General features: G+C 63.6%; 24 protein-coding genes and 1 other RNA gene. 10 read left to right on the forward strand and 15 right to left on the reverse strand.

Annotation, left to right across the window (positions count from 1 at the left end; genetic code table 11):
* Together IB262_RS18590 and IB262_RS18595 are read left to right on the forward strand one after the other, a co-directional pair.
* Positions 1-1,032: a peptidoglycan -binding protein gene (locus IB262_RS18590; RefSeq protein ID WP_034806136.1), complete on the forward strand. Its 1,032-nt coding sequence runs from the start codon at positions 1-3 to the stop codon at positions 1,030-1,032.
* Between the two features lie 160 nt (positions 1,033-1,192).
* Positions 1,193-2,839 (forward strand): FAD-binding dehydrogenase, encoded by a 1,647-nt coding sequence (locus tag IB262_RS18595; RefSeq protein ID WP_112976708.1) that lies wholly within the window; start codon positions 1,193-1,195, stop codon positions 2,837-2,839.
* A gap of 249 nt (positions 2,840-3,088) precedes the next feature.
* Here the strand turns inward: IB262_RS18595 and IB262_RS18600 are convergent, their stop codons facing one another.
* Both IB262_RS18600 and IB262_RS18605 read right to left on the reverse strand, forming a co-directional pair.
* The gene (locus IB262_RS18600; protein WP_112976707.1) at positions 3,089-4,081 is read right to left on the reverse strand and encodes a tripartite tricarboxylate transporter substrate binding protein; all 993 of its coding nucleotides are present in this window, start codon (positions 4,079-4,081) and stop codon (positions 3,089-3,091) included.
* Between the two features lie 136 nt (positions 4,082-4,217).
* Positions 4,218-6,020 carry an ABC transporter transmembrane domain-containing protein gene (locus tag IB262_RS18605; protein ID WP_112976706.1) on the reverse strand — a complete coding sequence of 601 codons (1,803 nt, stop codon included), beginning with the start codon at positions 6,018-6,020 and terminating at the stop codon, positions 4,218-4,220.
* 206 nt (positions 6,021-6,226) lie between these two features.
* Between IB262_RS18605 and rpmE the strand changes: the two genes are divergently transcribed.
* Positions 6,227-6,448, forward strand: a complete 222-nt coding sequence (rpmE, locus tag IB262_RS18610) for a 50S ribosomal protein L31 (protein ID WP_034806140.1) — start codon at positions 6,227-6,229, stop codon at positions 6,446-6,448.
* A gap of 420 nt (positions 6,449-6,868) precedes the next feature.
* On the opposite strand, the gene IB262_RS18615 is transcribed toward rpmE, so the two are convergent.
* The 4 genes from IB262_RS18615 to IB262_RS18630 all read right to left on the reverse strand — a co-directional run bounded on the left by IB262_RS18615 (position 6,869) and on the right by IB262_RS18630 (position 9,364).
* Positions 6,869-7,387, reverse strand: coding sequence for a DUF1465 family protein (locus tag IB262_RS18615; RefSeq protein WP_034806141.1), 519 nt, complete (start codon positions 7,385-7,387; stop codon positions 6,869-6,871).
* A 354-nt stretch (positions 7,388-7,741) separates the two neighbouring features.
* Positions 7,742-7,930, reverse strand: a complete 189-nt coding sequence (locus tag IB262_RS18620) for a DUF1192 domain-containing protein (RefSeq protein ID WP_034806142.1) — start codon at positions 7,928-7,930, stop codon at positions 7,742-7,744.
* Positions 7,917-9,218: an MFS transporter gene (locus tag IB262_RS18625; RefSeq protein WP_034806144.1), complete on the reverse strand. Its 1,302-nt coding sequence runs from the start codon at positions 9,216-9,218 to the stop codon at positions 7,917-7,919. Before IB262_RS18625 ends, IB262_RS18620 begins: the two co-directional genes overlap by 14 nt.
* On the reverse strand, positions 9,218-9,364 hold the full coding sequence (locus IB262_RS18630; protein WP_162728844.1) for a hypothetical protein: 147 nt from the start codon (positions 9,362-9,364) through the stop codon (positions 9,218-9,220). The genes IB262_RS18625 and IB262_RS18630 overlap by 1 nt, the downstream gene beginning before the upstream one ends.
* Before the next feature lie 147 nt (positions 9,365-9,511).
* On the opposite strand from IB262_RS18630, the gene IB262_RS18635 reads away from it, so the two are divergent.
* Complete coding sequence (locus IB262_RS18635; protein ID WP_090299729.1) at positions 9,512-9,667, forward strand: hypothetical protein; 156 nt, start codon at positions 9,512-9,514, stop codon at positions 9,665-9,667.
* A gap of 168 nt (positions 9,668-9,835) precedes the next feature.
* On the forward strand, positions 9,836-11,716 hold the full coding sequence (locus tag IB262_RS18640) for a tetratricopeptide repeat protein (protein WP_060581212.1): 1,881 nt from the start codon (positions 9,836-9,838) through the stop codon (positions 11,714-11,716).
* Positions 11,717-11,758: 42 nt separating this feature from the next.
* On the opposite strand, the gene IB262_RS18645 is transcribed toward IB262_RS18640, so the two are convergent.
* A complete protein-coding gene (locus tag IB262_RS18645) occupies positions 11,759-13,273 on the reverse strand; it encodes an MFS transporter (protein ID WP_112976704.1) in 1,515 nt (504 codons plus the stop codon).
* A 106-nt stretch (positions 13,274-13,379) separates the two neighbouring features.
* On the opposite strand from IB262_RS18645, the gene IB262_RS18650 reads away from it, so the two are divergent.
* On the forward strand, positions 13,380-13,931 hold the full coding sequence (locus IB262_RS18650; RefSeq protein ID WP_034806147.1) for a TetR/AcrR family transcriptional regulator: 552 nt from the start codon (positions 13,380-13,382) through the stop codon (positions 13,929-13,931).
* Positions 13,932-13,949: 18 nt separating this feature from the next.
* Here the strand turns inward: IB262_RS18650 and IB262_RS18655 are convergent, their stop codons facing one another.
* The 6 genes from IB262_RS18655 to tkt form a co-directional block, all read right to left on the reverse strand.
* Positions 13,950-14,885: a PhzF family phenazine biosynthesis protein gene (locus IB262_RS18655; RefSeq protein WP_112976720.1), complete on the reverse strand. Its 936-nt coding sequence runs from the start codon at positions 14,883-14,885 to the stop codon at positions 13,950-13,952.
* Between the two features lie 212 nt (positions 14,886-15,097).
* Positions 15,098-16,123 (reverse strand): class I fructose-bisphosphate aldolase, encoded by a 1,026-nt coding sequence (locus tag IB262_RS18660; RefSeq protein ID WP_034806152.1) that lies wholly within the window; start codon positions 16,121-16,123, stop codon positions 15,098-15,100.
* A gap of 246 nt (positions 16,124-16,369) precedes the next feature.
* A complete protein-coding gene (locus IB262_RS18665) occupies positions 16,370-17,566 on the reverse strand; it encodes a phosphoglycerate kinase (protein WP_034806155.1) in 1,197 nt (398 codons plus the stop codon).
* Positions 17,566-18,156 (reverse strand): putative glycolipid-binding domain-containing protein, encoded by a 591-nt coding sequence (locus tag IB262_RS18670; protein ID WP_060605923.1) that lies wholly within the window; start codon positions 18,154-18,156, stop codon positions 17,566-17,568. The genes IB262_RS18665 and IB262_RS18670 overlap by 1 nt, the downstream gene beginning before the upstream one ends.
* Before the next feature lie 5 nt (positions 18,157-18,161).
* The gene (gene gap / locus IB262_RS18675; protein ID WP_034806178.1) at positions 18,162-19,172 is read right to left on the reverse strand and encodes a type I glyceraldehyde-3-phosphate dehydrogenase; all 1,011 of its coding nucleotides are present in this window, start codon (positions 19,170-19,172) and stop codon (positions 18,162-18,164) included.
* Positions 19,173-19,245: 73 nt separating this feature from the next.
* Positions 19,246-21,228 (reverse strand): transketolase, encoded by a 1,983-nt coding sequence (tkt, locus tag IB262_RS18680; protein ID WP_060605920.1) that lies wholly within the window; start codon positions 21,226-21,228, stop codon positions 19,246-19,248.
* Positions 21,229-21,578: 350 nt separating this feature from the next.
* Here tkt and IB262_RS18685 point away from each other — a divergent pair, with 350 nt between their 5' ends.
* The 3 genes from IB262_RS18685 (at position 21,579) to ssrS (ending at position 22,451) form a co-directional block, all read left to right on the forward strand.
* Positions 21,579-21,848 carry a DUF4164 domain-containing protein gene (locus IB262_RS18685; RefSeq protein WP_034806184.1) on the forward strand — a complete coding sequence of 90 codons (270 nt, stop codon included), beginning with the start codon at positions 21,579-21,581 and terminating at the stop codon, positions 21,846-21,848.
* Positions 21,849-21,859: 11 nt separating this feature from the next.
* Positions 21,860-22,237 (forward strand): cell division protein ZapA, encoded by a 378-nt coding sequence (locus IB262_RS18690; RefSeq protein ID WP_034806187.1) that lies wholly within the window; start codon positions 21,860-21,862, stop codon positions 22,235-22,237.
* 56 nt (positions 22,238-22,293) lie between these two features.
* Positions 22,294-22,451, forward strand: a non-coding RNA gene (ssrS, locus tag IB262_RS18695) — 6S RNA.
* Positions 22,452-22,474: 23 nt separating this feature from the next.
* Here ssrS and IB262_RS18700 read toward each other — a convergent pair.
* Positions 22,475-23,356: a LysR family transcriptional regulator gene (locus IB262_RS18700; protein WP_234798711.1), complete on the reverse strand. Its 882-nt coding sequence runs from the start codon at positions 23,354-23,356 to the stop codon at positions 22,475-22,477.
* A 100-nt stretch (positions 23,357-23,456) separates the two neighbouring features.
* Between IB262_RS18700 and IB262_RS18705 the strand changes: the two genes are divergently transcribed.
* Positions 23,457-23,675 carry a hypothetical protein gene (locus IB262_RS18705; protein ID WP_112976703.1) on the forward strand — a complete coding sequence of 73 codons (219 nt, stop codon included), beginning with the start codon at positions 23,457-23,459 and terminating at the stop codon, positions 23,673-23,675.
* A 19-nt stretch (positions 23,676-23,694) separates the two neighbouring features.
* On the opposite strand, the gene IB262_RS18710 is transcribed toward IB262_RS18705, so the two are convergent.
* Entirely contained in the window at positions 23,695-23,892 is a 198-nt protein-coding gene (locus tag IB262_RS18710) for a transcriptional regulator (RefSeq protein ID WP_234798710.1), read from the reverse strand.
* Positions 23,893-24,038: the final 146 nt, after the last annotated feature.

A 24,038-nucleotide genomic window follows, 5' to 3' on the forward strand; every position in this document is an offset into this window, starting at 1 on the left:
ATGGCGCTTGCCCGAAAAGGCCGCTCTCAGCGCACGATCGACTATTGGCCGGGCTTCGTCGACGCACTGTCGACGCTGCTGCTGTCGATCATGTTCCTGCTGACCGTCTTCGTCCTTGCACAGTTTCTGCTCAGTCGCGAAATCAGCGGCAAGGACGAGGTGCTGACGCGGCTGAACAGCCAGATCAACGAACTCACCCAGCTTCTGGCGCTCGAAAAGAGCGGCAAGCAGGATCTCGAGGATTCGCTTGCCAATCTGCAGGCGTCGCTCGCCACGTCCGAAGGCGAACGCTCACGGCTGCAGGCCCTGCTCGACCAGGGCGCCGGGAGCACGGACGCCGCCAACCAGAAGATCGGCCGTCTCGGCTCTGAGCTTGAGACCGAGCGTGAAGTCAGCGCCCGAGCCATGAGCCAGATCGAGCTGCTGAACCAGCAGATCGCCGCGCTCCGCAGCCAGATCGCCGCCATCGAAGTCGCGCTTCAGGCGTCGGAAGCCAAGGACCAGCAGTCGCAGACCAAGATCGCCGATCTCGGACGCCGGCTGAACGTGGCGCTTGCCCAGCGGGTGCAGGAACTCAACCGCTACCGCTCGGACTTCTTCGGACGCCTCCGGGAAATTCTCTCCGACCGCGAGAACATCCGCATCGTCGGCGACCGCTTCGTCTTCCAGTCGGAGGTGCTGTTTCCCTCTGGTGGCAACGACCTCAATCCGGAGGGGCAGGCGGAAATGGCCAAGCTCGCCACCGCGCTGCTCGACCTCGCCAAGGAAATCCCCGCCGAAATCAACTGGGTGCTGCGCGTCGACGGCCACACGGACAATGTGCAGCTTTCAGGCGCCGGGCGCTTCGCCGACAACTGGGAGCTTTCGTCGGCGCGTGCGACCTCCGTGGTCAAGTTCCTGATCTCGAAAGGCGTGCCAGCAGATCGGCTAGTGGCTGCGGGCTTTGGCGAGTACCAGCCGATTGCACCGGGTGAAACCCCTGAGGCGCGGGCGCAGAACCGCCGCATCGAGCTCAAGCTGACCGAGAAATAGAATTCGCTCTCCGCGTATCCCGTCGTCGGGCGACGCAGCCTGACGCTTGAATTGACCTTGACGTACGCGTAACAATTTCTGCAGCCATTCAGATGGCTGCGGCGGCCTTTGCGTGTCAGTGCGTGGGGGGCCGGATGGGATGCGAGGGGGAGAGCATTTCATGGATTGCGACGTTTTGGTTATCGGCGCGGGGCTTGCCGGCCTTGTCGCCGCAGCGGAGGCGGCGGCACTCGGCCGCAGGGTCATCGTGCTCGACCAGGAAGGGGAACAGAATCTTGGCGGACAGGCCTTCTGGTCGCTTGGCGGCCTGTTCTTTGTCGACAGCCCTGAACAGCGCCGCATGGGCATCCGCGACACCCGCGAGCTTGCCGGGCAGGACTGGGTGGGCTCCTCGCAGTTCGACCGTCCGGAGGATCACTGGCCACGGCTCTGGGCCGAAGCCTATCTCGACTTTGCCGCGGGCGAGAAGCGCTCCTGGCTGCACTCGCTCGGCATGCGCTGGTTTCCCGTGGTCGGCTGGGCGGAGCGCGGCGGTGGGCTCGCCCACGGGCACGGCAATTCGGTGCCGCGCTTTCACGTCACGTGGGGTACCGGCCCGGCGGTGCTCGAACCGTTCATCCGGTTGACGCGCGAGGCGGAAAGTCGTGGTCTCGTGCGCTTCCGCTTCCGCCATCGGGTGGATGAACTTGTGACCACCGACGGCCGCGTGACGGGTGCGCGCGGTGCGCTGCTCAAGGACGATCCGGTCGGGCGCGGTGAGCGCAGCTCCCGCGACATCGTCGGCGATTTCGAGATTTCGGCGGGCGCGATCGTCGTCACGTCAGGCGGTATCGGCGGAAACCATGATCTGGTGCGCCGCAACTGGCCGCGCAAGCGGCTCGGCCAGCCGCCGGCGACGATGGTCGCGGGCGTGCCCCACCATGTCGACGGGCGCATGCTGGAGATCGCCAGCCAGGCGCGCGGCGCGGTCATCAATGCGGATCGCATGTGGCACTATACGGAGGGGTTGAAGAACTTCGATCCGATCTGGCCGGACCATGGCATCCGCATCCTGCCGGGGCCTTCGTCCTTCTGGTGCGACGCCGACGGCAATCGTTTTCCGGCGCCGGCCATGCCCGGCTTCGATACGCTCGGCACGTTGAAGGCAATCCGCGACAGCGGTCATGATTACAGCTGGTTCGTGCTGACGCGGGCGATCATCAAAAAGGAGTTCGCGCTTTCCGGTTCGGAGCAGAATCCCGATCTCACCGGCAAGAGCATCGCCCTTCTGTTAAAGCGGCTCGGCAAGAACCCGCCGGGGCCGGTCCAGGCGTTCATGGACAAGGGCGAGGATTTCATCGTGCGCGACCGTCTCGAAGACCTGGTGCCGGCGATGAATGCGCTGAGCGGTGAGAACCGGCTGTCACTGGAGCACTTGCGGCAGCAGATCGAGGCGCGCGACCGGGAAATTACCAACGCATTCTCCAAGGACGCGCAGGTGACCGCGATCCGCGGTGCGCGCGCCTATCGCGGCGACCGGCTGCTGCGCACGGCCAAACCGCATCGGCTGCTCGATCCCAAGGCCGGCCCACTGATTGCCGTTCGGCTGCATATCCTGACGCGCAAGACGCTGGGCGGGCTTCAAACCAACCTGTCAGGCCAGGTGTTGGAGCAATCGGGCGAGCCGGTGCCCGGTCTCTACGCTGCCGGCGAAGTCGCCGGCTTCGGCGGGGGCGGCATGCATGGCTACAACGCACTCGAAGGCACGTTCCTCGGCGGCTGCATCTTTTCCGGCCGGGCCGCGGGGCGGGGTGCTGCCGGGGTGTGATGGCTCCTTGCCGCGTATTTGCCCCTCATCCTAGCCCTCTTCTCGTCAAGCGGGGAGGTGACGGTCGATTGTGCAACGATACCCTCACGTGTAATCGCCGCCGAGGCGGCGCGGTACATCGAGGTTCAGGCAACCGAGTAACATCGTATGTGCTGGCGCATACGCACGGACCGCGCCACAAGTCCCTTCTCCCCGCCTGCGGGGAGAAGGTGGCGGCAGTCGGATGAGGGGCCCCGCTCGTTCTGATCGTCAATCCATCTGCACATTGGCGTCACGAACGACCGGCGTCCACTTCGCCAATTCGGCTTTCACATGGGCTTCCAGCTCTTCCGGCGTCGAGCCGACAATCGTGGCGCTGAATTCCTTCATGCGCTCGACGACAGCGGGATCCTTCAGCGCCTTGTTGGCCGCCTCGTTGAGGCGGACGACGACCGGCTGAGGCGTGTTGGCCGGGGCAAAGAGCGCATTCCAGGTGTAGGTCTCGTAGCCCGGAATGCCGGCCTCGGCGACTGTCGGCACATCCGGGAAGGACGGTGCCCGTTCCGCCGTGGTCACCGCAAGCGCCCTCAGCGTTCCCGCCTTGATGTGGCTGGAGGAGGAGGGGAGGTTGTCGAACATGATCGGCACCTGGTTGCCGATGACATCGTTCAGCGCCGGGCCTGCGCCCTTGTAGGGGATGTGCTGCATGCTGACGCCGGCCATCTTCTTGAAGAGTTCGCCGGAGAGGTGCAGCGGCGTGCCGTTGCCGGAAGACGCATAGCTGTACTCGTCGGGCTTGGCCTTCAGGAGTGCCAGCAGTTCCGCAACGTCCTTGGCCGGGAGTTCCGGATTGACGACGAGCACGTTGGGCACGACGACGAGCAGGGAGATCGGCGCGAAATCCTTTTCGGGATCGTAGGGCTTGGTCTTCAGGATCAGCGGATTGAGCGCGTGGGTGGCGACCGTGCCCATCAGGATCGTATAGCCGTCCGGATCGGCGCGGGCGACATTGTCTGCGCCGAGATTGCCACCGGCGCCGGCAACGTTCTGGACGATCACCTGTTGGCCGAGGTCCTCCGACATTTTCTGCGCGACGATGCGGGCAACCACGTCGGTGGAACCGCCGGCGGCAAAGGGAACGACGAGCGTTATCGGCCGGTCGGGGAAGTCCTGGGCCAGTGCCGTCGAGCCAAGGGGCAGCGCCGTCAGCGCCATCAGGCCCAGCGCCAGAGCGGCACGCCGGGTCAGGTGCGAAAATGCCATGCGGTAGTCCTCCCGATCAATTCAGCAGAAAGCGATGCCGGCCTCCTCGGCCGGCCCCCTAACAATAGGGCTCGGCCTCCCGTCGGCAACCGCTTTACGGCAAATCGGAGGACGCTTTTCGCGCCGTGCGGTGCGTTTAGCTCTGCACGTTGACGAACAGGGCCTCTGCGCCATGGTTGAACTGCAGCCGCGCAAGCTTGGCGTAAAGCCCGCCCTGGCGGATGAGGGAGGCGTGGGTTCCTTCCTCGACAATACGGCCATGATCCAGCACCAGGATACGATCTGCCTTCAGCACGGTCGCCAGCCGATGGGCGATGATGATGGTCGAACGCTCGTGCAGCAGGCCGTCGAGCGCCTTTTGAACCAGCGTCTCGCTCTCGGCGTCGAGGGCCGAGGTTGCTTCGTCGAGAAGCAGCACCGGCGCGTTCTTGAGGATGGCGCGGGCGATGGCGATGCGCTGGCGCTGGCCGCCGGAAAGTGTAACGCCACGTTCGCCGACATAGGTGTCGTAGCCCTTGTCGAGCCTGTTGATGAAATCGTCCGCCTGCGCGGCGACGGCGGCGGCACGCACCGCCTCGCGGCTGGCATTCGGCATGCCGAAGGCGATGTTGTCATGCACGGACGAGGCGAACATCGTCACATCCTGCGGCACGATCGCAATGCGGTCGCGCAGATCCTTCGGATCGACGGTGCGAATGTCGACGCCATCAACGCGCACCGCGCCCTTGGCAGGGTCGTAGAAGCGAAGCAGCATGGAGAACACAGTGCTCTTGCCGGCGCCGGACGGTCCGACGATCGCAACAGTCTCGCCGGGCGCGATGTTGAAGCTGAGGCCGTTGAGGCTCTTGTAGTCGGGTCGCGACGGGTAGGCGAAATGAACGTCGTCGAAGGCGATGGCGCCGGTCGCCGGGACCGGCATGGCGACGGGATTTTCCGGCGCCTGGATCTCGGGGACTTCGGTCAGAAGCTCGTTCAGCCGCTCGGCAGCACCCGCTGCCTGCGAGAGTTCGCCCCAGACTTCCGAGAGCGAACCGAGGCTGCCCGCGGCAAAGACCGAGTAGAGCAGGAACTGGCTGAGCGTACCGGCGGAGAGATTGCCCGAGAGCACGTCGTGCGCGCCGAACCAGAGCACGGCGACAACGCTGCCGAACACCATGGTGATGGCGAAAGCGGTCAGCACCGAGCGCGCCTTGATCGCGGCGCGCGCCGCGCCATAGGCATCCTCGACGGCGGCTCCGAAGTGGCTGTTGGCAAGCCCTTCGCCATTGAAGGCCTGGACTGTGCGCGATGCGGCAATCGCCTCGCCGGCATAAGCCGAGGCGGCAGCGAGCGTGTCCTGCGCCTGGCGCGAGCGGCGGCGGACGGAACGGCCGAAGCCGACGAGCGGGAAGACGATGATCGGGATCGCGATCAGCACCAGGCTCGACAGCTTGGGGCTGGTATAGACCATCATGCCGATGGCGCCGAGACACAGGATCAGGTTGCGCAGCGCGACCGAGGCCGTGGCGCCGACCGCGGATTTTACCTGCGTCGTGTCGGCGGTCAGCCGCGAGACGATCTCGCCGGACTGGTTGACGTCGAAGAAGGAGGCGGAAAGGCGGGTGACGCGATCGAAGACATTGCGCCTCAAGTCGGCAACGATGCGCTCGCCGAGCGTGATGACGAAGTAGTAGCGCGCCGCACTCGCCAGCGCCAGCACGATGGCGAGCATCATCAGCATCGAGAAGTAGGTGTTGATGAAGCCGCTGTCGGGACTGGAAAAACCGTTGTCGACCATCCGCCTAACGGCGAGCGGCAGCGCGAGCGTGGTCACGGCAGCGAGGATCAGCGAAATGCCGGCGCCGACGACCAGATGGCGGTAGCGGGCGAGATAGGGGAGGAGCGTGGCGAGCGGGCGGATGGACTTGCGCGCAGGCGCCTGGTTTTCTCTTGACGACACTTGACCCCTTTCGCCAGACACGGAGGAAGGGATTGCCCATGAGTCTTCCGTGCGGCACTTGTTATCGCGCAGACCTTGATGTATAGGCACGGCATCGAATTGGGAAGCCGTGGCCGTTCAGCCGGTGCGCGGCTTCATTTACGTGTTCGGTCTCGAAGTCGCAATGCCTTGCGACAATTGGACCCTGGAACTCTAGGAAGATCGTTATGAAGGCAGACATCCATCCCGATTACCACGTCATCAAGGTAGTCATGACCGACGGCACCGAATACGAAACCCGCTCGACCTGGGGTTCTGAAGGCGCCACCATGAACCTGGAAATCGACCCCAAGTCGCACCCGGCCTGGACCGGCGGCAACCAGCAGCTCATGGACCGCGGCGGCCGCGTCTCCAAGTTCAAGAAGCGCTTCGAAGGCCTCGGCCTCTAATCGAGCGCCTCTTCGGCAGATTCAAGAAGCCCGGGTCATTTGGCCCGGGCTTTTTTCTGTCTTGGTTCTGGGGGATAGGCCGGGCGAGGCGGTGACATGGCGCCGTGCCATGGACGCGCTGTGGCCACTGGCGCTCCGTCGCTGTTCCAGGCAAGGAGCAGGATGACGGCGTTATGTCGCGGTTCCTGACCCGACCAGCCGGCGCTTTTCGCAAGCGGTAACGCCTCTTCCGTCAGGAGATCGAGATGCCCTTGTGTGGCGTCGATCGGATAGGCGCCCTCGGTGAGGTTTCTCCAGGAGTTTTCGCAGTCGAGGCCAAGGCGCGCCAGTGCCGCCATGTGCTGCCGGTCGCAACGAAAAACCCGCCGGCAAATGCTGTTGCGGCGGGTTTGATTTCTCAGGTCTATTTTCTGCGCGGCGTCAGTTGGTTCCGAAGGCCGTCTGCAGCAGCTTGATCTGCGCCTTGACGCCGTTCTGGTTGTCCGGGACGATCGCGGCCGCTTCGTTAGGGCGATAGATCTCGCGGTCGAGCAGGGCGACGCGGTTCTGCAGGCGCAGCGAGCGCTCGATCAGGTCGCGGAAGGATTCCGGCAGTTCGGCCCAGCCGGGAGCCGCCTTGTCGACGTTGAAGCTGTCGAGGCGAACCTTGCTCTTTTCCGACATCACCTGATCGCGGCTCATCTCGCCGTTGTTGACGGCGCGCTGCAGGAGCAGCCAGGAAGCCATCTGCATCAGGCGGGTGGTGAGCCGCATGGATTCGGCTGCATAGAGAACCGATGCCATGCGCGGCAGGACCTTGGAAGCGGCGCGGCCCGGTCCGTCGAGATAGGTGGCCGTTTCCTCGACCAGTCCCATGCCTTCCGAATAGAGGGTCTTGAATTGTGCCGAGGACGCCGCGTGTCCTGCGAAACTGACCGTATTCAATCCTCTCTCGGACATGACCTGTTTTCCCTGGTTCAAACGCATCACGACAGTCAGGTAGTGGACGGTTATGGGAAATAAATCCTTGCCCGTCTCTATGCTTGAAGAATGATCCGATAGCGCATTTCGCGCAAGGGCATTCTTAAGAAAGGGTTAATCTCCACAGTTCTTTGGATAAACCTATGCCAAAACAAAAAAAGAGCCGCGGAAAGCGGCTCTCAAGGTAAAACAGGGAGAAAAATCAGACCCATTCGCCAGTCGGTGAAATTGTCTGAAACCGGAAAGCTCCGGATGCCCTGACAATCGCAGATAATGCTTAATGCCGCGTTAAACGCGCTTCGTTTTGCTGCGGTGCGACCTTACGCCGCCGGATCAGCGAAACAGGTTCTCGGCGGCCGAGCGGCTGGCGGACTTGCGTGTCCGCTCCGCCTCCAGCCGCGCAATCTCCTCGGTCAGAAGGGTGATGCGTTGCGTCAACTCGTCAACCGACAGCAGCGCGAGATCGCTGCCAATTTCATGGGCCACCTTCTTTTGCGGCCGATCGTCGTCAAACAGGCTCATCGGACTGATCCTCCCATTCCGGACCTTTGTCTGGCTCGTTGCGTGTTTCGTCAAACGGGGCCGCGCGCGGCGAAAGCTGCAGGCTTTCCGGCGTCGTCGGCGTGCCGGCGTTGACCGGCGAGAAGGCGTCGCGGTCGGAGACCGGGACCGGCGCGCGCATCCGGCTGCGGATGATGGCGTAGGCCGTGATCAGGATATGGGCGCAGGCGGTGATCATGAACAGGCCGTAGGGGCCCGCCGCCGTCATGACCGGGCCGCCGATCGTCGGGCCGATGATGGTGCCGATGCCGTAGAGCAGCAGCAGGCCGCCGGAGACCTTGACGAAGTCCTCGGCCGTCGCGAAGTCGTTGGCGTGCGACACGGCGATCGGATAGAGCGCGTTGGCCGCCGCACCGTAGATCGCAATCAGCGTCAGCACGATCCAGACCTGGGTCGGCTCGACCAGGAAGATCAGCAAGCCTGCGAGAGCGCCGACCCCGGCAAGTGCTGCCAGGACGTAGCGCCGGTCGATCCGGTCGGACAGCCGCCCGGCCGGCAACTGCATGACGGCGCCGGCAAAGATCGCCACGCTCATCATGGCGGCGACGGTGCTGTCGGAAAGTCCCGCCTGGCGGCCAAAGACGGCGCCGAGCGTGCCGAACGCGCCGTTGGCAATACCGACGAGCAGGATGCCGAGAAAGGAAACCGGCGAGTTGCGGTAAAGGCCGCGCAGGTCGAGGCTCACCTTCTTCAGCGGTTGCGGCGAGGCAGCCTTGGACAGAAGCGTCGGCAGCATGGCGACGCAGTAGAGGATGCCGCAGATCATGAATAAGATGGTGGTGGAAGTATCGCCGAAGGGGATCATCATCTGGCCGCCGACGACGCCGAAGAGCGTGATGGCAATATAGAGCGAGAAGATGACGCCGCGGCTCTCGTTGGTGGCGCGCTCGTTCAGCCAGCTTTCGATGATCATCGAGGTGCCGGCAGTGGAGAAGCCTGTCAGCGCCCTGAGGATCAGCCACCAGGTCGGATCGATCAGGATGCCGGTCATTAGCGCGACGATGGCGATGAGCGAGGCAAAGACGCTGAAGGCGCGCACGTGGCCGATGCGCTTGACGACCGTGGGCGCAAAGAAGCAGCCGAGAACGAAGCCAGCAGCCCAGGATGTGCCGATCAGCCCGAGGATGGTGGTGGGATAACCTTCAGCGGTGCCGCGCACGGGAAGAAGAAGCCCCTGCAGACCATTGCCCAGAAAGAGAAACAGCGTGCCGAGCAGGAGGGCGGCGACCGGGAGCAGGTTCTTTCTCATCATTCATCCGAAATTCGTTCTGCCGTCAGCAAGTTAGGGCGGTGCCTGGTGAATTGCCAGCCGGTTTCTGATTGCAGCGTCTGGCGTTGCCGCAGGTTTTGTCCTTCGATGGGAGACGAATGACGCAACATGCGGCGGCCGGTCATTGCAAATCGCCCGCGGAAACACTAGCCCTTTTTGCCAACCGCAACGTATCGCTAGTCCTCGGGGGAGGCGGTGCTGCGTGCGACGAAGAGTGCCGGTGTTGCGAACGCTTCACCGGTTGAGGCAGCCTCCCGGTAGACGAGGGCAACATGCAGAAGGCGATCGCCCTTTTTCTGCTTCTGATCATGGCCATTCAGCTCCTCTGGCCGATCGGCATTCCGGGGCTGCGCCGCCGTCGCGATTTCTGGAAGATCGCGGTCTTCGCCATCGTGATGATGATGGTGACGGTGTTGATCCGTCCCTGACCCGGCCGCCGCGCCGCAACTCCCCGTTACCTTTGGAACTCCATCGCCTCCGGCTCGTCGCTACCTTGGTTGCGAAACCTGTCGTTTCAACCAGAAAAGGGCGCAGGACAGATGGGAAAGAAAGCGCTAAAGTGCGAACCTCATTCGGGAGATGACTTCGAGGGTTTCTTGGAACGCCGGCTTGCTGCCATTCTCGCTGCCGATGTCGTGGGGTACAGTCGCCTGATCGGCGCTGACGAAACCGGCACGCTGGCCGCCATGAAACGGCACAAGAGCGAACTCGTCGATCCGAAGATCACCCGTCACAAGGGACGCATCGTCAAGCTCACCGGCGACGGCATCCTGGTCGAGTTCGCAAGCGTCGTGCACGCGGTCGCCTGCGCCGTCGATATCCAGCGCGGCATGCTGCTGCGCAACGAAAGCGTGTCGCCGCTGAAGCGCATCGAGCTCAGGATCGGCGTGCACCTCGGCGACATCATCGTCGAGGATGGCGACATCTTCGGGGACGGCGTCAATGTCGCGGCGCGTCTCGAAGGCCTCGCAGAGCCGTCGGGCATCGCCGTCTCGGCTTCCGTGCGCGATCATGTAGGGTCACGCCTGGATGTCGGCTTCGTCGACAAGGGCGAACACACGCTGAAGAACATCGCCGCCGGCGTTCACGTCTATTCGGTGGCGCTCGGCGCCCCGACGAAGGTCGCGTCGGCACCGAACGGATCGTGCCCGGTGGTGCTCGACGATGGCTACGGGCTCTCGGTCGGCGTGCTTCCCTTCACCAATATGAGCCACGATCCGGAGCAGGAATACTTCTCCGACGGCATCACCGAAGACATCATCACCGATCTTTCGAAGATCTCGAAGCTGCACGTCGTCGCCCGCAACACCGTGTTCACCTACAAGGGTCGGTCGGTGAAGGTGAAGCAGGTGGCCCAGGAATTGGGCGTCCGCTACATCCTCGAGGGGAGCGTGCGCAAGGCGGGCGCGCGGGTGCGCATTACCGGCCAGTTGATCGATGCGCTGACCGGCACGCATCTCTGGGCCGACCGCTACGACCGGGACCTGACTGATATCTTCGCGATCCAGGACGAAATCACCCATGCGATCGTCGACCAGTTGAAGATCAAGCTGCTGCCGGCGGAGAGGCGGGCGATCGAAAGCGACCCGACGACAAGCGTCGAGGCCTATACCTACTATCTGCGTGGCCGGCAGTTTTCCCACGCCTGGACGCGCTCCTATCTCCTGCTCGCGCGGCGCATGTTCATGAAGGCGGTGGAGCTCGATCCGGATTTTGCCCGCGCCTATGCCGGCATTGCCGACTGCGAGTCGGCACTTCGCGACTGGCACGAGGGTGAATTTCCGCTGCAAGGCATCCTGTCCATGACTGACAAGGCGCTGGCGCTCGACCCAGACCTCGCGGAGGCCCATGCGTCTCGCGGTCTCGTGCTGCACCAGGACGGCCAATGCGACGAAGCCGTCGCCGCCTTCGAGCAGGCGCTTGCGCTGGATGCCGGGCTCTACGAGGCGAATTTCCACTATGGCCGCTTCCTGTTCATGCAGGGCGCGTTCGAAATGGCGATTCAGTTCTTCAAGCGTGCCGCCGATATCCGGCCGGACGACTACCTGTCACCGATCCACCTGATGAGCGCCTATCGCACGCTCGGCCGGGATACTGAACGCAAGCAGTGGGCGCGCATCGGCATCGCCCGGGCAGAGCGGGCGCTGGAGCTCAACCCGGAAAACTCGGGCCCGGCCCACCGCGGCGCGCTGGCGCTTGCCCATATGGGCGAGGCCGACCGTGCGCGCGAATGGGCAGCGCGGGCGCTGGCAATCGATCCCGATGACGTGGTCGCCCGCTACAACACGGCCTGCGTCTTTTGCATCCTTGGCGATATCGACGCGGCCCTCGATCTTCTCGAAACCTTGCTGCCGCAGAGCTCCTGCTACCAGTTGCTCTGGTTCAAGCAGGATTCCGACCTCGACGCGGTGCGCCACCATGTTCGCTTCCAGGCGATGGTCGAGGCGATCGCGAAATGCGAAGCCGGATTGCGCTGACCGCCGGACCGTCGTTTCCATCCGGCGGCTCGAAGCTTGCTGTTAGTGGTGGCCCGCCTGGCGGGATCCCTGAGGGGCGCTGACGCGCCCGGCCGTCAGCCACCAAATGGCCGCCCCGGTCACGAACAGCATTGCTGTTGCCACCATCACGACCGCGGTAAACGCTCCTTCGAAGGCGAGGCGGGCACGGCTCACCAGTTCGCTCGCCACATCCGCCGGCAGCTTCTCGGCGAGAAGCAGGGCTTCGTCGAGGCTGTCGCGCGCCATCGGCGGGATTGCAGCCCCCTCCGGCAGGACGAGGAAGGCGGTGTAGACGACCGACATGACGGTGCCGAGCACGGCAATGCCGATCGCGCCGCCAAGCTCGAACGAGACCTCCTCGATCGATGCTGCCATGCCGGCCCGTTCCGGCGGGGCGTTGAACATGATGGCGCTGGAGGCGGCGGTCATGGACGCACCGATGCCGAGGCCGAGGACGACGAGGGTGACGATCTGGGCGAGCGCGCCGGTTTCATGGACGAGCAGATAGCCGCCAAGACCGAGAGCCGCCAGGATGAGGCCCGAGCGCAGCACCACTTCGGCGCCCAGGCGCGGCAGCAGGGTGCCGGTCAGCGGGCCGGCGACGAAAGCCGCAAGGGGGATCGGCAGAATGAAGACACCGGCCTCGAGCGGCGAAAAGCCCTCGACCAGCTGCAGCTGCTGGCTCAGCACCAGTTCGATGCCGACGATCGAGGCGGATGCCACGAGCGCTGCGGCAACGCCGGAGGAAAACACCGCATTGCGGAAGAGGCTGAAGTTGATCAGCGGATGCGGGCTGCGGCGCTGGCGGCGCACGAAGAGAAAGAGCGCGATAGCGCCGATCACGGCGGCAGCGAGACCCGCTTCCAACGACGGCTCGCGCTTGCTCGTTTCCTTGACGGCATAGGCAAGGCCGATGAGGCCGACCATGATCTGCAGCGAACCGATCGCGTCCCAGGGGTGTTTCGGATTGCCGGCGTTGTTCGGCAGCACGACGAGGCCGAGCACGAGGGCCATCGCGACGACCGGCACGTTGATGAGGAAGACCGAGCCCCACCAGAAGTATTCGAGCAGGAAACCGCCGAGCACCGGGCCGATCGCGGCACCGCCCGAAGCGATCGCTGCCCAAACGCCGATCGCCAGCGCGCGTTCGCGTTCGTCGGTGAACGTGAGCCGGATGATCGACAGCGTCGCCGGCATCATGAGGGCAGCGCCGACGGCGAGCAGGACGCGACCACCGATCAGGATCGCCGGTGTCGGCGCATAGGCGGCGATCAGCGAGGCGATGCCGAAGACGGCAAGGCCGACGATGAAGGGCTTCTTGTGGCCGAGCCGGTCGCCGAGCGTGCCGAGGCCGGGTAGAAGACCAGCGACGACGAGAGCATAGGCGTTGACGATCCAGAGCTTCTCCGACGCGGTGGCGCCGAGATCATGGGTCAGGCGGGGCAGGGCGGTATAGAGCACCGTCATGTCGACGACGATCAGAAAGAGCGCGCTCGATACTATGGCCAGAATGAGCCAGCGATTTTGCGGAAGCATGGTACACCTCGGTGGCCGCCACTGGGAAATGGGGGCTGGGCCTTGTTTAAATCAGGGTCGTTGGTTATTTGAATACGTACGTATGGATTTGAAATAGGAAGTCAAGATGGGTCGGCGACGAACAATCGATCGGGACAAGGTTCTGGACGCGGCGGAGGCGGTGGTGAATTCCGTCGGCGCGGCCGGCCTGACGATCGATGCCGTCGCCAAGGCTTCCGGCATCACCAAGGGCGGCGTGCAATATTGCTTCGGCAACAAGGACGGACTGATCGACGCGATGATGCAGCGTTGGTTCGACGAGTTCGATACCGCGGTAGCGGCGGAGGGTGGCGACGATCCTGATCCGATCAAGGCGATGCGTGCCCATGCATCGGTGACCGCCCGGATGAACACGGCCGACAATGCCCGCACATCCGGCATGATGGCGGCGCTGCTGCAGCGGGAAGAGCACATGGCGAAGAATCGCGCCTGGTACCGCACCCGCCTCGATGGTCTCGACCTCTCGACGGAGGAGGGGCGTAGGGCGCGAATGGTGTTTCTCGCGACCGAAGGCGTCTTCCTGCTGCGCGGCTTCGGCTTCCTCGAGATGGACGACGCCGAATGGCAGGATATGTTTGCCGATATCTTGAAGCTTCTGCCGGAGCGTGACCGCGCCTGAGGGCGCAGGAAGGACGCTCTAGAGGTCGATCAGCCCGCGCATGGCGCTGACGCAATGGCCGGAAATGCTGACGCTCCGAACGACGCCACCCTGCTTTCGGACATGCGCGCCGATGAGGCTGCGGCGACCCATCTCCACACCCTGCTCGATGATGATCTCGACATCGATATCCTGCTCCTGGATGACCGAGACGAGATAGGCGGAAAGTGCTGCCGAGGCGCTGCCGGTTGCCGGGTCCTCGTTGACATTGTCGAGCGGCGCGAACATGCGCGCCCGGATCTGCCATGGCGCCTCTGCCGAGCGAGCGTAGAGGAACAGGCTGAAACTGTCTTCCTCGGGTTTGTAGCGCGCATTGGCCGCCTGGAAGGCGGTGACATTGGGTTGGGCGGACGACAGCGTTGCGACATCCTTGATTTCGGCGACGGCGAAGGGCAGCCCGACGGAAAGCCGGGTCGGCGCATGCACGCGTCTGCTGACGGCTTCAGGCGCGAGCGACGCGCAGGCGGCGATGGTGTCGGCGTCGATTTCGGGGCCGACGGTCAGGCTGCGCGGTACGACGATGGTGGCGCCCACCACTACACCGCCTTCCCGCAGCAATGTGGCCTCGACAAGGCCGGCCTTTTCCTCGAACCGCAGGATTTCACCGGGCGCGCGGCCGAAGATTTCCTTTTGCCCGCCGAGCACGAAGGCCGTGCCGACATTGGGATGACCGGCAAAGGGGATCTCCATCGTCGGCGTGAAGATCCGGACTTCCGCCGTGTTGGCGGGGTCGCGCGGCGGCAAAACGAAGGTGACTTCGGAATAGCCGAATTCGGTCGCGATCGCCTGCATCTGACGATCGCTCAAGCCGCGGGCGTCGGACATGACAGCCAACTGGTTGCCGGCGAAGCGCTCGTCGGTGAAGACGTCGACGGTGACATAGGCAACGGACTTCGGCGCAGTGTCAGAGGTCATGGTCCTGGCTTTCGCTGGTTGGGCGCCGTTGGCGCTCATCGTGTCGGCTCTGAAGCCAAGGCTTAAGGCAGCCGACACACCGCACAAAGACGCGAACTTGTCCGGGTGACAAGTTCCCCGACGCCGACGAAGCCGTGACCTCGCAGGCGCGCCAACCCTTTGGCAAAAAAAAGGGGCCGGCGGACGGCCCCTTCTCATCCGGTAGACCTGGCTTAGGCAGCCTTCTCGAGTTCCTTCTTCCACGTACCCTTGGCGGCAAGGCTGCACATCTCGGCGCGATGCGAGAAGGCGCGCTGGCCGGCGCCGATGTTGTCGGCCTTGCCGTGCCAAGCATTGAGCGCCTCCTGCTGCAGCGCGCGGCCATAGGAGAAGGTGAGCTTCCAGGGCAGGTCGTGGCTGGCATTCATTGCCGAGAGGTGGGCGGTCGCTTCCTCGGTCGACTGGCCGCCCGAGAGGAAGGCGATGCCCGGTACCGCCGAAGGCACCGTGCGCTTCAGCACCCGGATGGTGCGCTCGGCCACTTCGGCGACGGAGGCATTGCGGGCCTTCTTGCCGTCGATCACCATGCTCGGTTTCAGGATCATGCCTTCGAGCTTGACGCGCATGGCCGCCAATTCTTCGAAGGTTGTCCGCAGCGTCCACTCGGTCACCTGTTCGGAGCGATCGATCGAGTGATCGCCCGGCGCGCCGTCCATCAGCACTTCCGGCTCGACGATCGGCACGATGCCGGCGTCCTGGCAAAGGGCGGCGTAGCGGGCGAGCGCATGGGCATTGGCGCGAACCGCACCGGCGGTGGGCAGCGTATCGGAGATGGAGATCACGCCGCGCCACTTGGCAAAGCGTGCACCGGCCTCGTGATATCTCGCCAGCCGCTGGGCAAGGCCGTCGAGGCCTTCGGTGATTGTCTCGGCCGGGAAGTTCGTCATCGGCTTGGCGCCCGCATCGACCTTGATGCCGGGGATCGAGCCGGCCGCCCGGATGATGTCGACGAGCTGGGTGCCGTCGACCGCATGCTGGAACAGGGTTTCTTCGTAGAGGATGACGCCGGAGATGTATTTGCGCATCGCCTTTTCGGCGCGCAGCAGCATCTCGCGGTAATCGCGCCTGGAGGTTTCGGTGGATTCGAGACCGATCGTATCGAAGCGCTTCTTGATCGTTGCCGTGGACTCGTCAGCGGCAAGCAGTCCGCGGCCATTGGCGACCATGGCGACGGCGATGTCTTCCAGTTTTTCCGTCATGCTTTTTCTCTCCCTAGACAGCGCCGATCATCAGGATCAGGCGAACACTGAAACAGTTGCAGGGCCGACGGTGCACGGGGCAACCGCCACGCTCCCAACAGGAGCGCGAGTAACAGGTGAAATTGTCCAGGAAAATGGCGGGAAAATCGACTGAAACGATTTAAAATTTTTTAATTGTTTGAATAAATGAGGTTTTTTCTTGATGGCCGGCGCGTGAGAGTGCTTCCCACGCGCCGGTTGTATGACTTACTTCTGCTTCAGGATGTCGACACCCGGAAGCGGTTTGCCTTCCATCCACTCCAGGAATGCGCCGCCGGCGGTCGAGACGTAGCTGAAATCGTCGGCGACTTCGGCATGGTTCAGCGCCGCGACGGTATCACCACCGCCGGCAACCGAGACCAGCGAACCCTGACGGGTGCGGGCAGCCGCATGCTTGGCAACGGCAACGGTGGCCTTGTCGAAAGGCGCGATTTCGAAGGCGCCGAGCGGACCGTTCCAGACCAGCGTTTCGGCCTTGGAGATCCAGTCATTGACGGCCGCGATCGACTTCGGGCCGACGTCGAGAACCATGGCATCGGCGGGAATGGCGTTGATGTCGACGACTTCGTTGTCGGCCCCCGCCTTGAACTCGCGGGCGATCACGCCGTCTTCCGGCAGCACGATGGCGCAGCCGGCCTTGTCGGCAGCGGCGATGATCGCCTTGGCGGTGTCGGCGAGGTCATGCTCGCACAGCGACTTGCCGACATTGATGCCCTTGGCAGCGATGAAGGTGTTGGCCATGCCGCCGCCGATGACGAGCGCATCGACCTTGGTCACGAGGTTCTGCAACAGGTCGATCTTGGTCGAGACCTTGGCGCCGCCGACGATGGCGACGACCGGGCGCTTCGGCTGGCCGAGACCCTTTTCGAGCGCTTCGAGTTCGGCCTGCATGGTGCGGCCGGCATAGGCCGGCAGGTGATGGGCAAGACCTTCCGTCGAAGCATGGGCGCGGTGGGCGGCCGAGAAGGCGTCGTTGACGTAGATGTCGCCATTGGCGGCGAGCGCCTTGACGAATTCGGCCTCGTTCTTTTCCTCGCCCTTGTGGAAGCGGGTGTTTTCCAAGAGCAGCACGTCGCCGTCGCTCATTTCGGCGATCGCGTTCTTGGCCTTGTCGCCGATGCAGTCGGCGCCGAAATGAACGCGCTGGTCGAGCACGTCCTCGACGGCAGGAGCGATTGTCTTCAGCGACATGTCGGCGACCGGCTCACCCTTCGGACGGCCGAAATGGGCGAGCAGGATGACCTTGGCGCCCTTCTCGGACAATTCGCGGATGGTCGGCGCGACGCGCTCGATGCGGGTCGCGTCGGTGACCACGCCGTCCTTGACCGGCACGTTGAGATCGACGCGCACCAGAACGCGCTTGCCGGCGATGTCGGTCAGATCGTCGAGGGTCTTGAAAGTCATCAGATAGTCTCCGGTGATAGTCTTTGGAAAAGGGTGGGGTAGTCGATGACGAGGCCGTCCTCGTCTACGGGCAGTTCCGCGGCAAAACTGCGGTCCTCGGCCTCGTAGCGATAGAGCCTGAAATCATCGAGGCAGGTGTAGTGCTGGCCGTCCACAACAGGCTGAAACGTGTCGAACGGCACGTAGAGCATCTTCAGTCTGGCGGTGCCGGACTGGCTCACAAGGCCGAGGCGGCGGATCGGCAGCGTGTTGGTGAAGGGCGTTCCCGCGAGGTCGATATCGATACAGCCGTCGAATTCGGGGAGGGGCGTGCCGCGTGCCGTCGCCCATTCGCCCGGAACGTCCGAGCGCAGATGCAGGCTGCGGCCATCGGTGGTGTCGACCATCAATTTGCGAACGTGCCAGCTGTCGTCGCAGTCGATCCGGTAGCGCGCGCCATAGGGCGTGCCGCCGCGGCTGCCGATCAGAACGCCGACGGCGCGGATGACCGCGCCGTCGGTGGTGTCGATTTTTGTCAGCGTCAGGTGTTCGAGCCCTTCCCCTTCCAGCGGACGCCAGCGGACCGTCGTTGAGGAGAGGGCGCGAAACATCTGCCTTAGATGAGCTTGGCGAACGCGACCGCCGTGTCGGCCATGCGGTTCGAGAAGCCCCACTCGTTGTCGTACCAGGTGAGGATACGCACGAAGTTGCCTTCGACGACCTTGGTCTGGTCGATCGCGAAGATCGAGGAGTGGCTGTCATGGTTGAAGTCGCGCGAAACGAGCGGCTCTTCCGTGTAGCCCAGAACGCCCTTGAGCGCGCCATTGGAGGCGGCCTTGATGGCGTTGGTGATTTCCTCGACCGAGGTGTTGCGCTTGGCGACGAACTTGAAGTCGACGACGGAGACGTTCGGGGTCGGGACGCGGATCGACGTGCCGTCGAGCTTGCCCTTCAGTTCCGGCAGAACCAGGCCAACGGCCTTGGCGGCACCGGTCGAGGTCGGGATCATCGACAGAGCGGCAGCGCGGGCGCGGTACAGATCCTTGTGCATCTGGTCGAGCGACGGCTGGTCGTTGGTGTAGGAGTGGATCGTGGTCATGAAGCCGTGGCTGATGCCGATGGTATCGTTCAGGACCTTGACGACCGGAACCAGGCAGTTCGTCGTGCAGGATGCGTTGGAGATGACCAGGTGGTCCTTGGTCAGCTGGTCGTGGTTGACGCCGTAGACGACCGTCAGGTCGGCGCCGTCGGCCGGAGCCGAGACGATGACGCGCTTGGCGCCGGCGGTGAGGTGGGCTGCAGCCTTGTCGCGGGCGGTGAAGATGCCGGTGCACTCCATCGCGATGTCGATGCCGAGTTCCTTGTGCGGCAGCGTTGCCGGATCCTTGATCGCGGTCACCTTGATCGGCTTGCCGCCGTTGATGGTGATCGTGTCGCCTTCGACCTTGACCTCGGCCGGGAAGCGACCGTGGATCGAGTCATAGCGCAGCAGGTGAGCGTTGGTCTCAACGGGGCCAAGGTCGTTGATCGCAACGACTTCGATGTCGGTGCGGCCGGATTCGACGATCGCGCGGAGCACGTTGCGGCCGATGCGGCCAAAACCGTTGATGGCGACTTTCACTGTCATGGGTCTCTCCCTGTCTGACTGACGTGGTACGAAAAAAAGCGGGGCGCACCTTTCGGCGCGCCCCGCAGATTGATCAGGCGAGCTTCGTTTCCGCGGCGGCGACCACCGCCTCGGGCGTGATGCCGAAGTGCTTGTAAAGCTCCTTGTAGGGGCCGGAAGCGCCGAAGCTCGACATGCCGATGAAGGTGCCATCGCTGCCGATGAAGTGATCCCAGCCCTGACGGATGCCGGCTTCGACGGCGATCTTGACCGGCGAGTTGCCGATGATCGCCTGCTGGTAGTCTTCGCTCTGCTCGGCGAAAAGCTCGAAGCAGGGAACGGAGACGACACGGGTCGAGATGCCCTTGGCGGTCAGCGTCTGGCAGGCCTTGACGGCGATTTCGACTTCCGAGCCAGTGGCGAAGATCGTGACCTTGGCGTCGGCGGCCGAGATCAGGTCATAGGCGCCGCGGGCGCAGAGGTTTTCTTCCTCATACTCGGTGCGAACGGCCATCAGGTTCTGGCGCGTCAGCGCGATGCCGGACGGACGGTTGTGGCTTTCGAGCGCCAGCTGCCAGCACTCGGCCGTTTCCGTGGCGTCGGCCGGGCGGAACATCAGGAGGTTCGGGATGGCGCGCAGCGCTGCCATATGCTCGACAGGCTGGTGCGTCGGGCCGTCTTCGCCAAGGCCGATGGAATCGTGCGTCAGCACGTGGATGACGCGGATGCCCATCAGAGCGGCAAGGCGGATCGACGGACGGCAATAGTCCGAGAAGATCAGGAAGCCGCCGGAATAGGGGATGACGCCGCCATGCAGCGCCATGCCGTTCATGGCAGCGGCCATGCCGTGCTCGCGAACACCCCAATGGATGTAGCGGCCGGAGAAGTCGTCAGGGGTGATCGACTTGGTCTGGCTCGTCTTGGTGTTGTTCGAGCCGGTCAGGTCGGCCGAGCCGCCGATGGTTTCGGCCAGAACGCCGTTGATGACCTCGAGCGCGTCTTCGGAAGCCTTGCGGGTTGCCGGCGACGGCTTGGTTTCGGCGAGCTTCTTCTTGTAGTCGTCGATGGCGGAGGACAGACGGCCTTCGAGCTCGCCGGAGAAGCGGCGAACGAACTGGGCCTTCTTCTCGGCCTCGCTCTTTTCAAGACGGTCTTCCCACTCCTTGCGCGCCTTGGTCGAGCGCAGGCCGGCCAGACGCCAGGCGTCGAGAACGTCCGAAGGAACGACGAAAGCTTCGGCTTCCCAGCCGAGTGCCTTGCGGGTGGCGGCGATTTCCTCGGCGCCGAGCGGCGAGCCGTGAACCTTGTGGGTGCCGGCCTTGTTCGGTGCGCCGAAACCGATCGTCGTCTTGCAGGCGATCATCGTCGGCTTGTCGGACTTCTGAGCCTGGTCGATCGCAGCGGCGATCGCTTCCGGATCATGGCCGTCGACGGCAATGGTGTTCCAGTTGCTGGCGCGGAAGCGGGCGTGCTGGTCGGTCGAGTCGGCGATCGAGATCGGGCCGTCGATCGAGATGTTGTTGTCGTCCCAGAAGACGATCAGCTTGTTGAGCTTCAGGTGGCCGGCGAGCGAAATCGCTTCCTGGCTGATGCCTTCCATGAGGCAGCCGTCACCGGCGAGCACGTAGGTATAGTGCTCCATCAGGTCGGAGCCGAATTCGTCGCGCAGCTTGCGCTCGGCGATCGCCATGCCGACGGCATTGGCAATGCCCTGGCCGAGCGGACCGGTGGTCGTCTCGATGCCGGCGGCGTGGCCGTATTCCGGGTGGCCGGCGGTGCGGGCGCCAAGCTGGCGGAAGTTCTTGATCTCGTCGATGGAGATGTCTTCGTAGCCCGTCAAATAGAGCAGCGAATAGAGCAGCATCGAGCCGTGGCCGGCCGACAGCACGAAGCGGTCGCGGTTCGGCCAGGAGGGGTTCTTGGGGTCAAAGCTCAGATAGCGCGTGAAGAGGACTGTCGCTATGTCGGCTGCACCCATGGGCAGGCCAGGGTGGCCGGAATTTGCCTTCTCGACGGCATCCATGGAGAGGAAACGGATCGCATTTGCCATCCGGTCGTGTTTTTCGCGAGAGATCATGACTGTTCCGTTTGCGTTCGGTGGTCAGGGAACGGTCTCTATCCTCCAAAGACCGCGCAAGAAGCGGCTGACACATAGCAGGTGCGCCGTGCGAGTCAATAAATACGGGGCTTCCGCGGCCATTTGACGGCAGCTTGCTTCGGTCCCTGCCCGAGTGCTTGTTCCGCAATGCAATAAGCCTGCTGCACTGCCGTTGAAGAAAGCCGGCTACGCAATCCATCCACAGCTTCCGCTGTTGTTTGCTGTACTTGGCATTGTTGAGACTTACGTAATAGGTTTAAAAAAGATCGAGCCGAAGCGGCGGACGGGATTCGGGCGATTCGGCCTCATGGGCGAGGTATTCGGAACACATGCCGGCAAAGACTGTCAAAGCGGCGATCGACGAACTGCGAAACGCAGTGCAATCCCTGGAGAATGCGATCGACGGTCGGTTTGACAGGGAGCGGGACTTCAGCGAGTTCGAGGGCGAGGTGCGACGCGTCAACACCGACCGGTCGCGGCTGGCGCAGGAACTCGATCAGTCGCAGTTCCGGGCAAACCGGCTCGAGGAGGTCAACCGTGAGGTTTCCCGTCGCCTCGTGACGGCGATGGAAACCATTCGGGCGGTGCTCGACCGCTAGGAACAAGCGACATGGCGCAGGTGACAGTTTCGATCGATGGCAAGGCCTATCGCATGGCCTGCGAGGAAGGGCAGGAAGATCATCTGATCGAGCTTGCCACCAATTTCGATCAGTATGTCGGACACCTCAAGACCCAGTTTGGCGAGATCGGCGATCTGCGCCTGACCGTCATGGCCGGCATCATGGTCATGGACGAGCTCAGCGAGGTCAATCGCCGGCTGAAGAACCTCGAAGCCGAGGTCGGCAACCTGACCAACGGGCGCGACGCCGCGCTTTCGGATCAGCTGAAGAACGAGGAGGCGCTGGCCTCGGCGCTCAGCGAAGTGACCCAGCAGATCCACGGTATCGCCGCCAAGCTGAACGGCCGCCCCACGACGCCGTCGAGCTGACAAGGTTTCGTCGGCGAGCCACTGGCGCGAAGCACCGAGACACTTTATATATCGAATGCGGTCTGCGCTCCCCGACAGGAACCACAATCCCCGGGGCCATACTCGATCCTAAGGGAGCTGTCCCTGTCCGGACCCGTGGGTTCGGACACATGGCGCCCACCTACTTTGTAGGCACCCGGGATCGTAAAATATCCATCGGTTGTGTGGATCGCACTTCTCCCTCTTTCCGTTGCTCATTCACTCCCCGGCAAAGGCCCGGCGGATGGCGTCGGCCATGGCCTCGACGATCCGGTCCTTGCCGTTTCCGGCCTTTGAAATCCGCAGCACGACATTCGAGTGATCGATGACGGTGTAGCCGTCATCGGCGGTCAGTTCGCGGCAGCCGGCCGGAATGCTGCTGCGGGCAAGCGGCGCGATGGCGAGGCCGGATACCACCGCCGCCATCAGGCCGCCGCTGGTGCGGCTGACATAGGCGACGCGGTTGTCGATGCGGCATTTCCTCAAGTTGCGCTGGGCGAGGTCGTCGCACCAACCGCCTTCGAGATAGGTATAGGTCGCGATCGGTACCGGGCGGCGCTCGTCGGTCCGGTGCTGCTCCGACGTCACCCAGACGGTCGGATCCATCATTAGCACCTCGTTCCTCGTCTTTCCGCCGGGCTCGAAGACGACGGCAAGGTCGATCTCGCCCGCTTCCAGCGCTGCGACATTGGTCATCGACGCGCCCTGCTGCACGGTCACTTCGACGCCCGGGTGGATGGCGGCGAAACTGCCGAGCGCCTTCGGCAAGGTCGAGTTGATGTATTCCTCCGGCAATCCGATCCGGACCGCGCCGTCGAGCGCGGGTTGGCGGAGCGCGGCGGCCGTGTCGTCGAGCAGGGTAACGATGCGCCTGGCATTGTCGACGAGCCGCAGTCCCTGCGGCGTCAGCACCACACCGCGCGAATGGCGCTCGAACAGGGCGTCGCCGAGCACATCCTCGAGCTTCCTGATCTGCATGCTGACCGCCGACTGGGTGCGCCCAACGATGTCTGCCGCGCGCGTGACGCTGCTGGTATCGACAACCGCGAGAAAGGTTCTGAGCAGATCGCTATCGAGGGGAAGGGGCATGGCTTCAACCATCAGATTTTCTGATGACAGTCATGCTTGCAATTCGTTTGTCAGATGTCAATGCGAGGACGAAGATCGACCCGTCAGATCATCTTGCGCCCGAGTCCTTTCCATGAGCGTGCTTGCCGTTCTCGCCTTTTCCGAAACGTTCGTTACCGCCCGACGCAGGGCAAGGCAATGGACTGTCGATTTGCTGTTTGTCGAGGCGTCCGTCGAGGTGCCGGCAGACAAGCCGTTGCTGCTGCGCGACGTCGGGATCTCGGCAGGCGACCCCGACCTTCGCCAGCGGATCTTGGGGCAGGCGGTCTATCGGTCGCACTGGATGCTCTAGGCCGTGCCCGCGCCAATCCTTACGAGATGAGATCGAGCCTTGCGGCACGAAAGACGGCTTCGGCCAGATTGCCGGCCTGCAGCTTGCGCATGGCGTCTTCCAGCGCGCGGTCGATCCGGTCGAGCGGAATGTCGGTTTCGCGCATCATGTCCTGGCGCGTGCGGCCGCGGGCTGCAAGCGTCAGGCAACGCAGTTCCAACGGTTCGAGTTCTTTCATCTGGTCCTTCATGGACGTCGGCTTTTCCACTGCTGCCTGCAGGAGCGCGTCCATACATCGAACGCGGGCATTAGTTCCTGCTAATTATTTGAAATCGCGTCTTTATTTGCATGCGGTCGCCAATGCGCGAAAGCGGAACCGTCGTC

The organism is Ensifer sp. ENS02 (assembly GCF_014851885.1).
Lineage (GTDB): Bacteria > Pseudomonadota > Alphaproteobacteria > Rhizobiales > Rhizobiaceae > Ensifer > Ensifer adhaerens.

Bases quoted from the DNA above. Each gene is read 5' to 3' on its own strand.
- IB262_RS18590 (WP_034806136.1), top strand. From the start codon at position 1: ATGGCGCTTGCCCGAAAAGGCCGCTCTCAGCGCACGATCGACTATTGG.
- IB262_RS18595 (WP_112976708.1), top strand. From the start codon at position 1,193: ATGGATTGCGACGTTTTGGTTATCGGCGCGGGGCTTGCCGGCCTTGTC.
- IB262_RS18600 (WP_112976707.1), bottom strand. From the start codon at position 4,081: ATGGCATTTTCGCACCTGACCCGGCGTGCCGCTCTGGCGCTGGGCCTG.
- rpmE (WP_034806140.1), top strand. From the start codon at position 6,227: ATGAAGGCAGACATCCATCCCGATTACCACGTCATCAAGGTAGTCATG.
- IB262_RS18615 (WP_034806141.1), bottom strand. From the start codon at position 7,387: ATGTCCGAGAGAGGATTGAATACGGTCAGTTTCGCAGGACACGCGGCG.
- IB262_RS18620 (WP_034806142.1), bottom strand. From the start codon at position 7,930: ATGAGCCTGTTTGACGACGATCGGCCGCAAAAGAAGGTGGCCCATGAA.
- IB262_RS18625 (WP_034806144.1), bottom strand. From the start codon at position 9,218: ATGAGAAAGAACCTGCTCCCGGTCGCCGCCCTCCTGCTCGGCACGCTG.
- IB262_RS18630 (WP_162728844.1), bottom strand. From the start codon at position 9,364: ATGACCGGCCGCCGCATGTTGCGTCATTCGTCTCCCATCGAAGGACAA.
- IB262_RS18635 (WP_090299729.1), top strand. From the start codon at position 9,512: ATGCAGAAGGCGATCGCCCTTTTTCTGCTTCTGATCATGGCCATTCAG.
- IB262_RS18645 (WP_112976704.1), bottom strand. From the start codon at position 13,273: ATGCTTCCGCAAAATCGCTGGCTCATTCTGGCCATAGTATCGAGCGCG.
- IB262_RS18650 (WP_034806147.1), top strand. From the start codon at position 13,380: ATGGGTCGGCGACGAACAATCGATCGGGACAAGGTTCTGGACGCGGCG.
- IB262_RS18655 (WP_112976720.1), bottom strand. From the start codon at position 14,885: ATGACCTCTGACACTGCGCCGAAGTCCGTTGCCTATGTCACCGTCGAC.
- IB262_RS18660 (WP_034806152.1), bottom strand. From the start codon at position 16,123: ATGACGGAAAAACTGGAAGACATCGCCGTCGCCATGGTCGCCAATGGC.
- IB262_RS18665 (WP_034806155.1), bottom strand. From the start codon at position 17,566: ATGACTTTCAAGACCCTCGACGATCTGACCGACATCGCCGGCAAGCGC.
- IB262_RS18670 (WP_060605923.1), bottom strand. From the start codon at position 18,156: ATGTTTCGCGCCCTCTCCTCAACGACGGTCCGCTGGCGTCCGCTGGAA.
- gap (WP_034806178.1), bottom strand. From the start codon at position 19,172: ATGACAGTGAAAGTCGCCATCAACGGTTTTGGCCGCATCGGCCGCAAC.
- tkt (WP_060605920.1), bottom strand. From the start codon at position 21,228: ATGATCTCTCGCGAAAAACACGACCGGATGGCAAATGCGATCCGTTTC.
- IB262_RS18685 (WP_034806184.1), top strand. From the start codon at position 21,579: ATGCCGGCAAAGACTGTCAAAGCGGCGATCGACGAACTGCGAAACGCA.
- IB262_RS18690 (WP_034806187.1), top strand. From the start codon at position 21,860: ATGGCGCAGGTGACAGTTTCGATCGATGGCAAGGCCTATCGCATGGCC.
- IB262_RS18700 (WP_234798711.1), bottom strand. From the start codon at position 23,356: ATGGTTGAAGCCATGCCCCTTCCCCTCGATAGCGATCTGCTCAGAACC.
- IB262_RS18705 (WP_112976703.1), top strand. From the start codon at position 23,457: ATGAGCGTGCTTGCCGTTCTCGCCTTTTCCGAAACGTTCGTTACCGCC.
- IB262_RS18710 (WP_234798710.1), bottom strand. From the start codon at position 23,892: ATGAAAGAACTCGAACCGTTGGAACTGCGTTGCCTGACGCTTGCAGCC.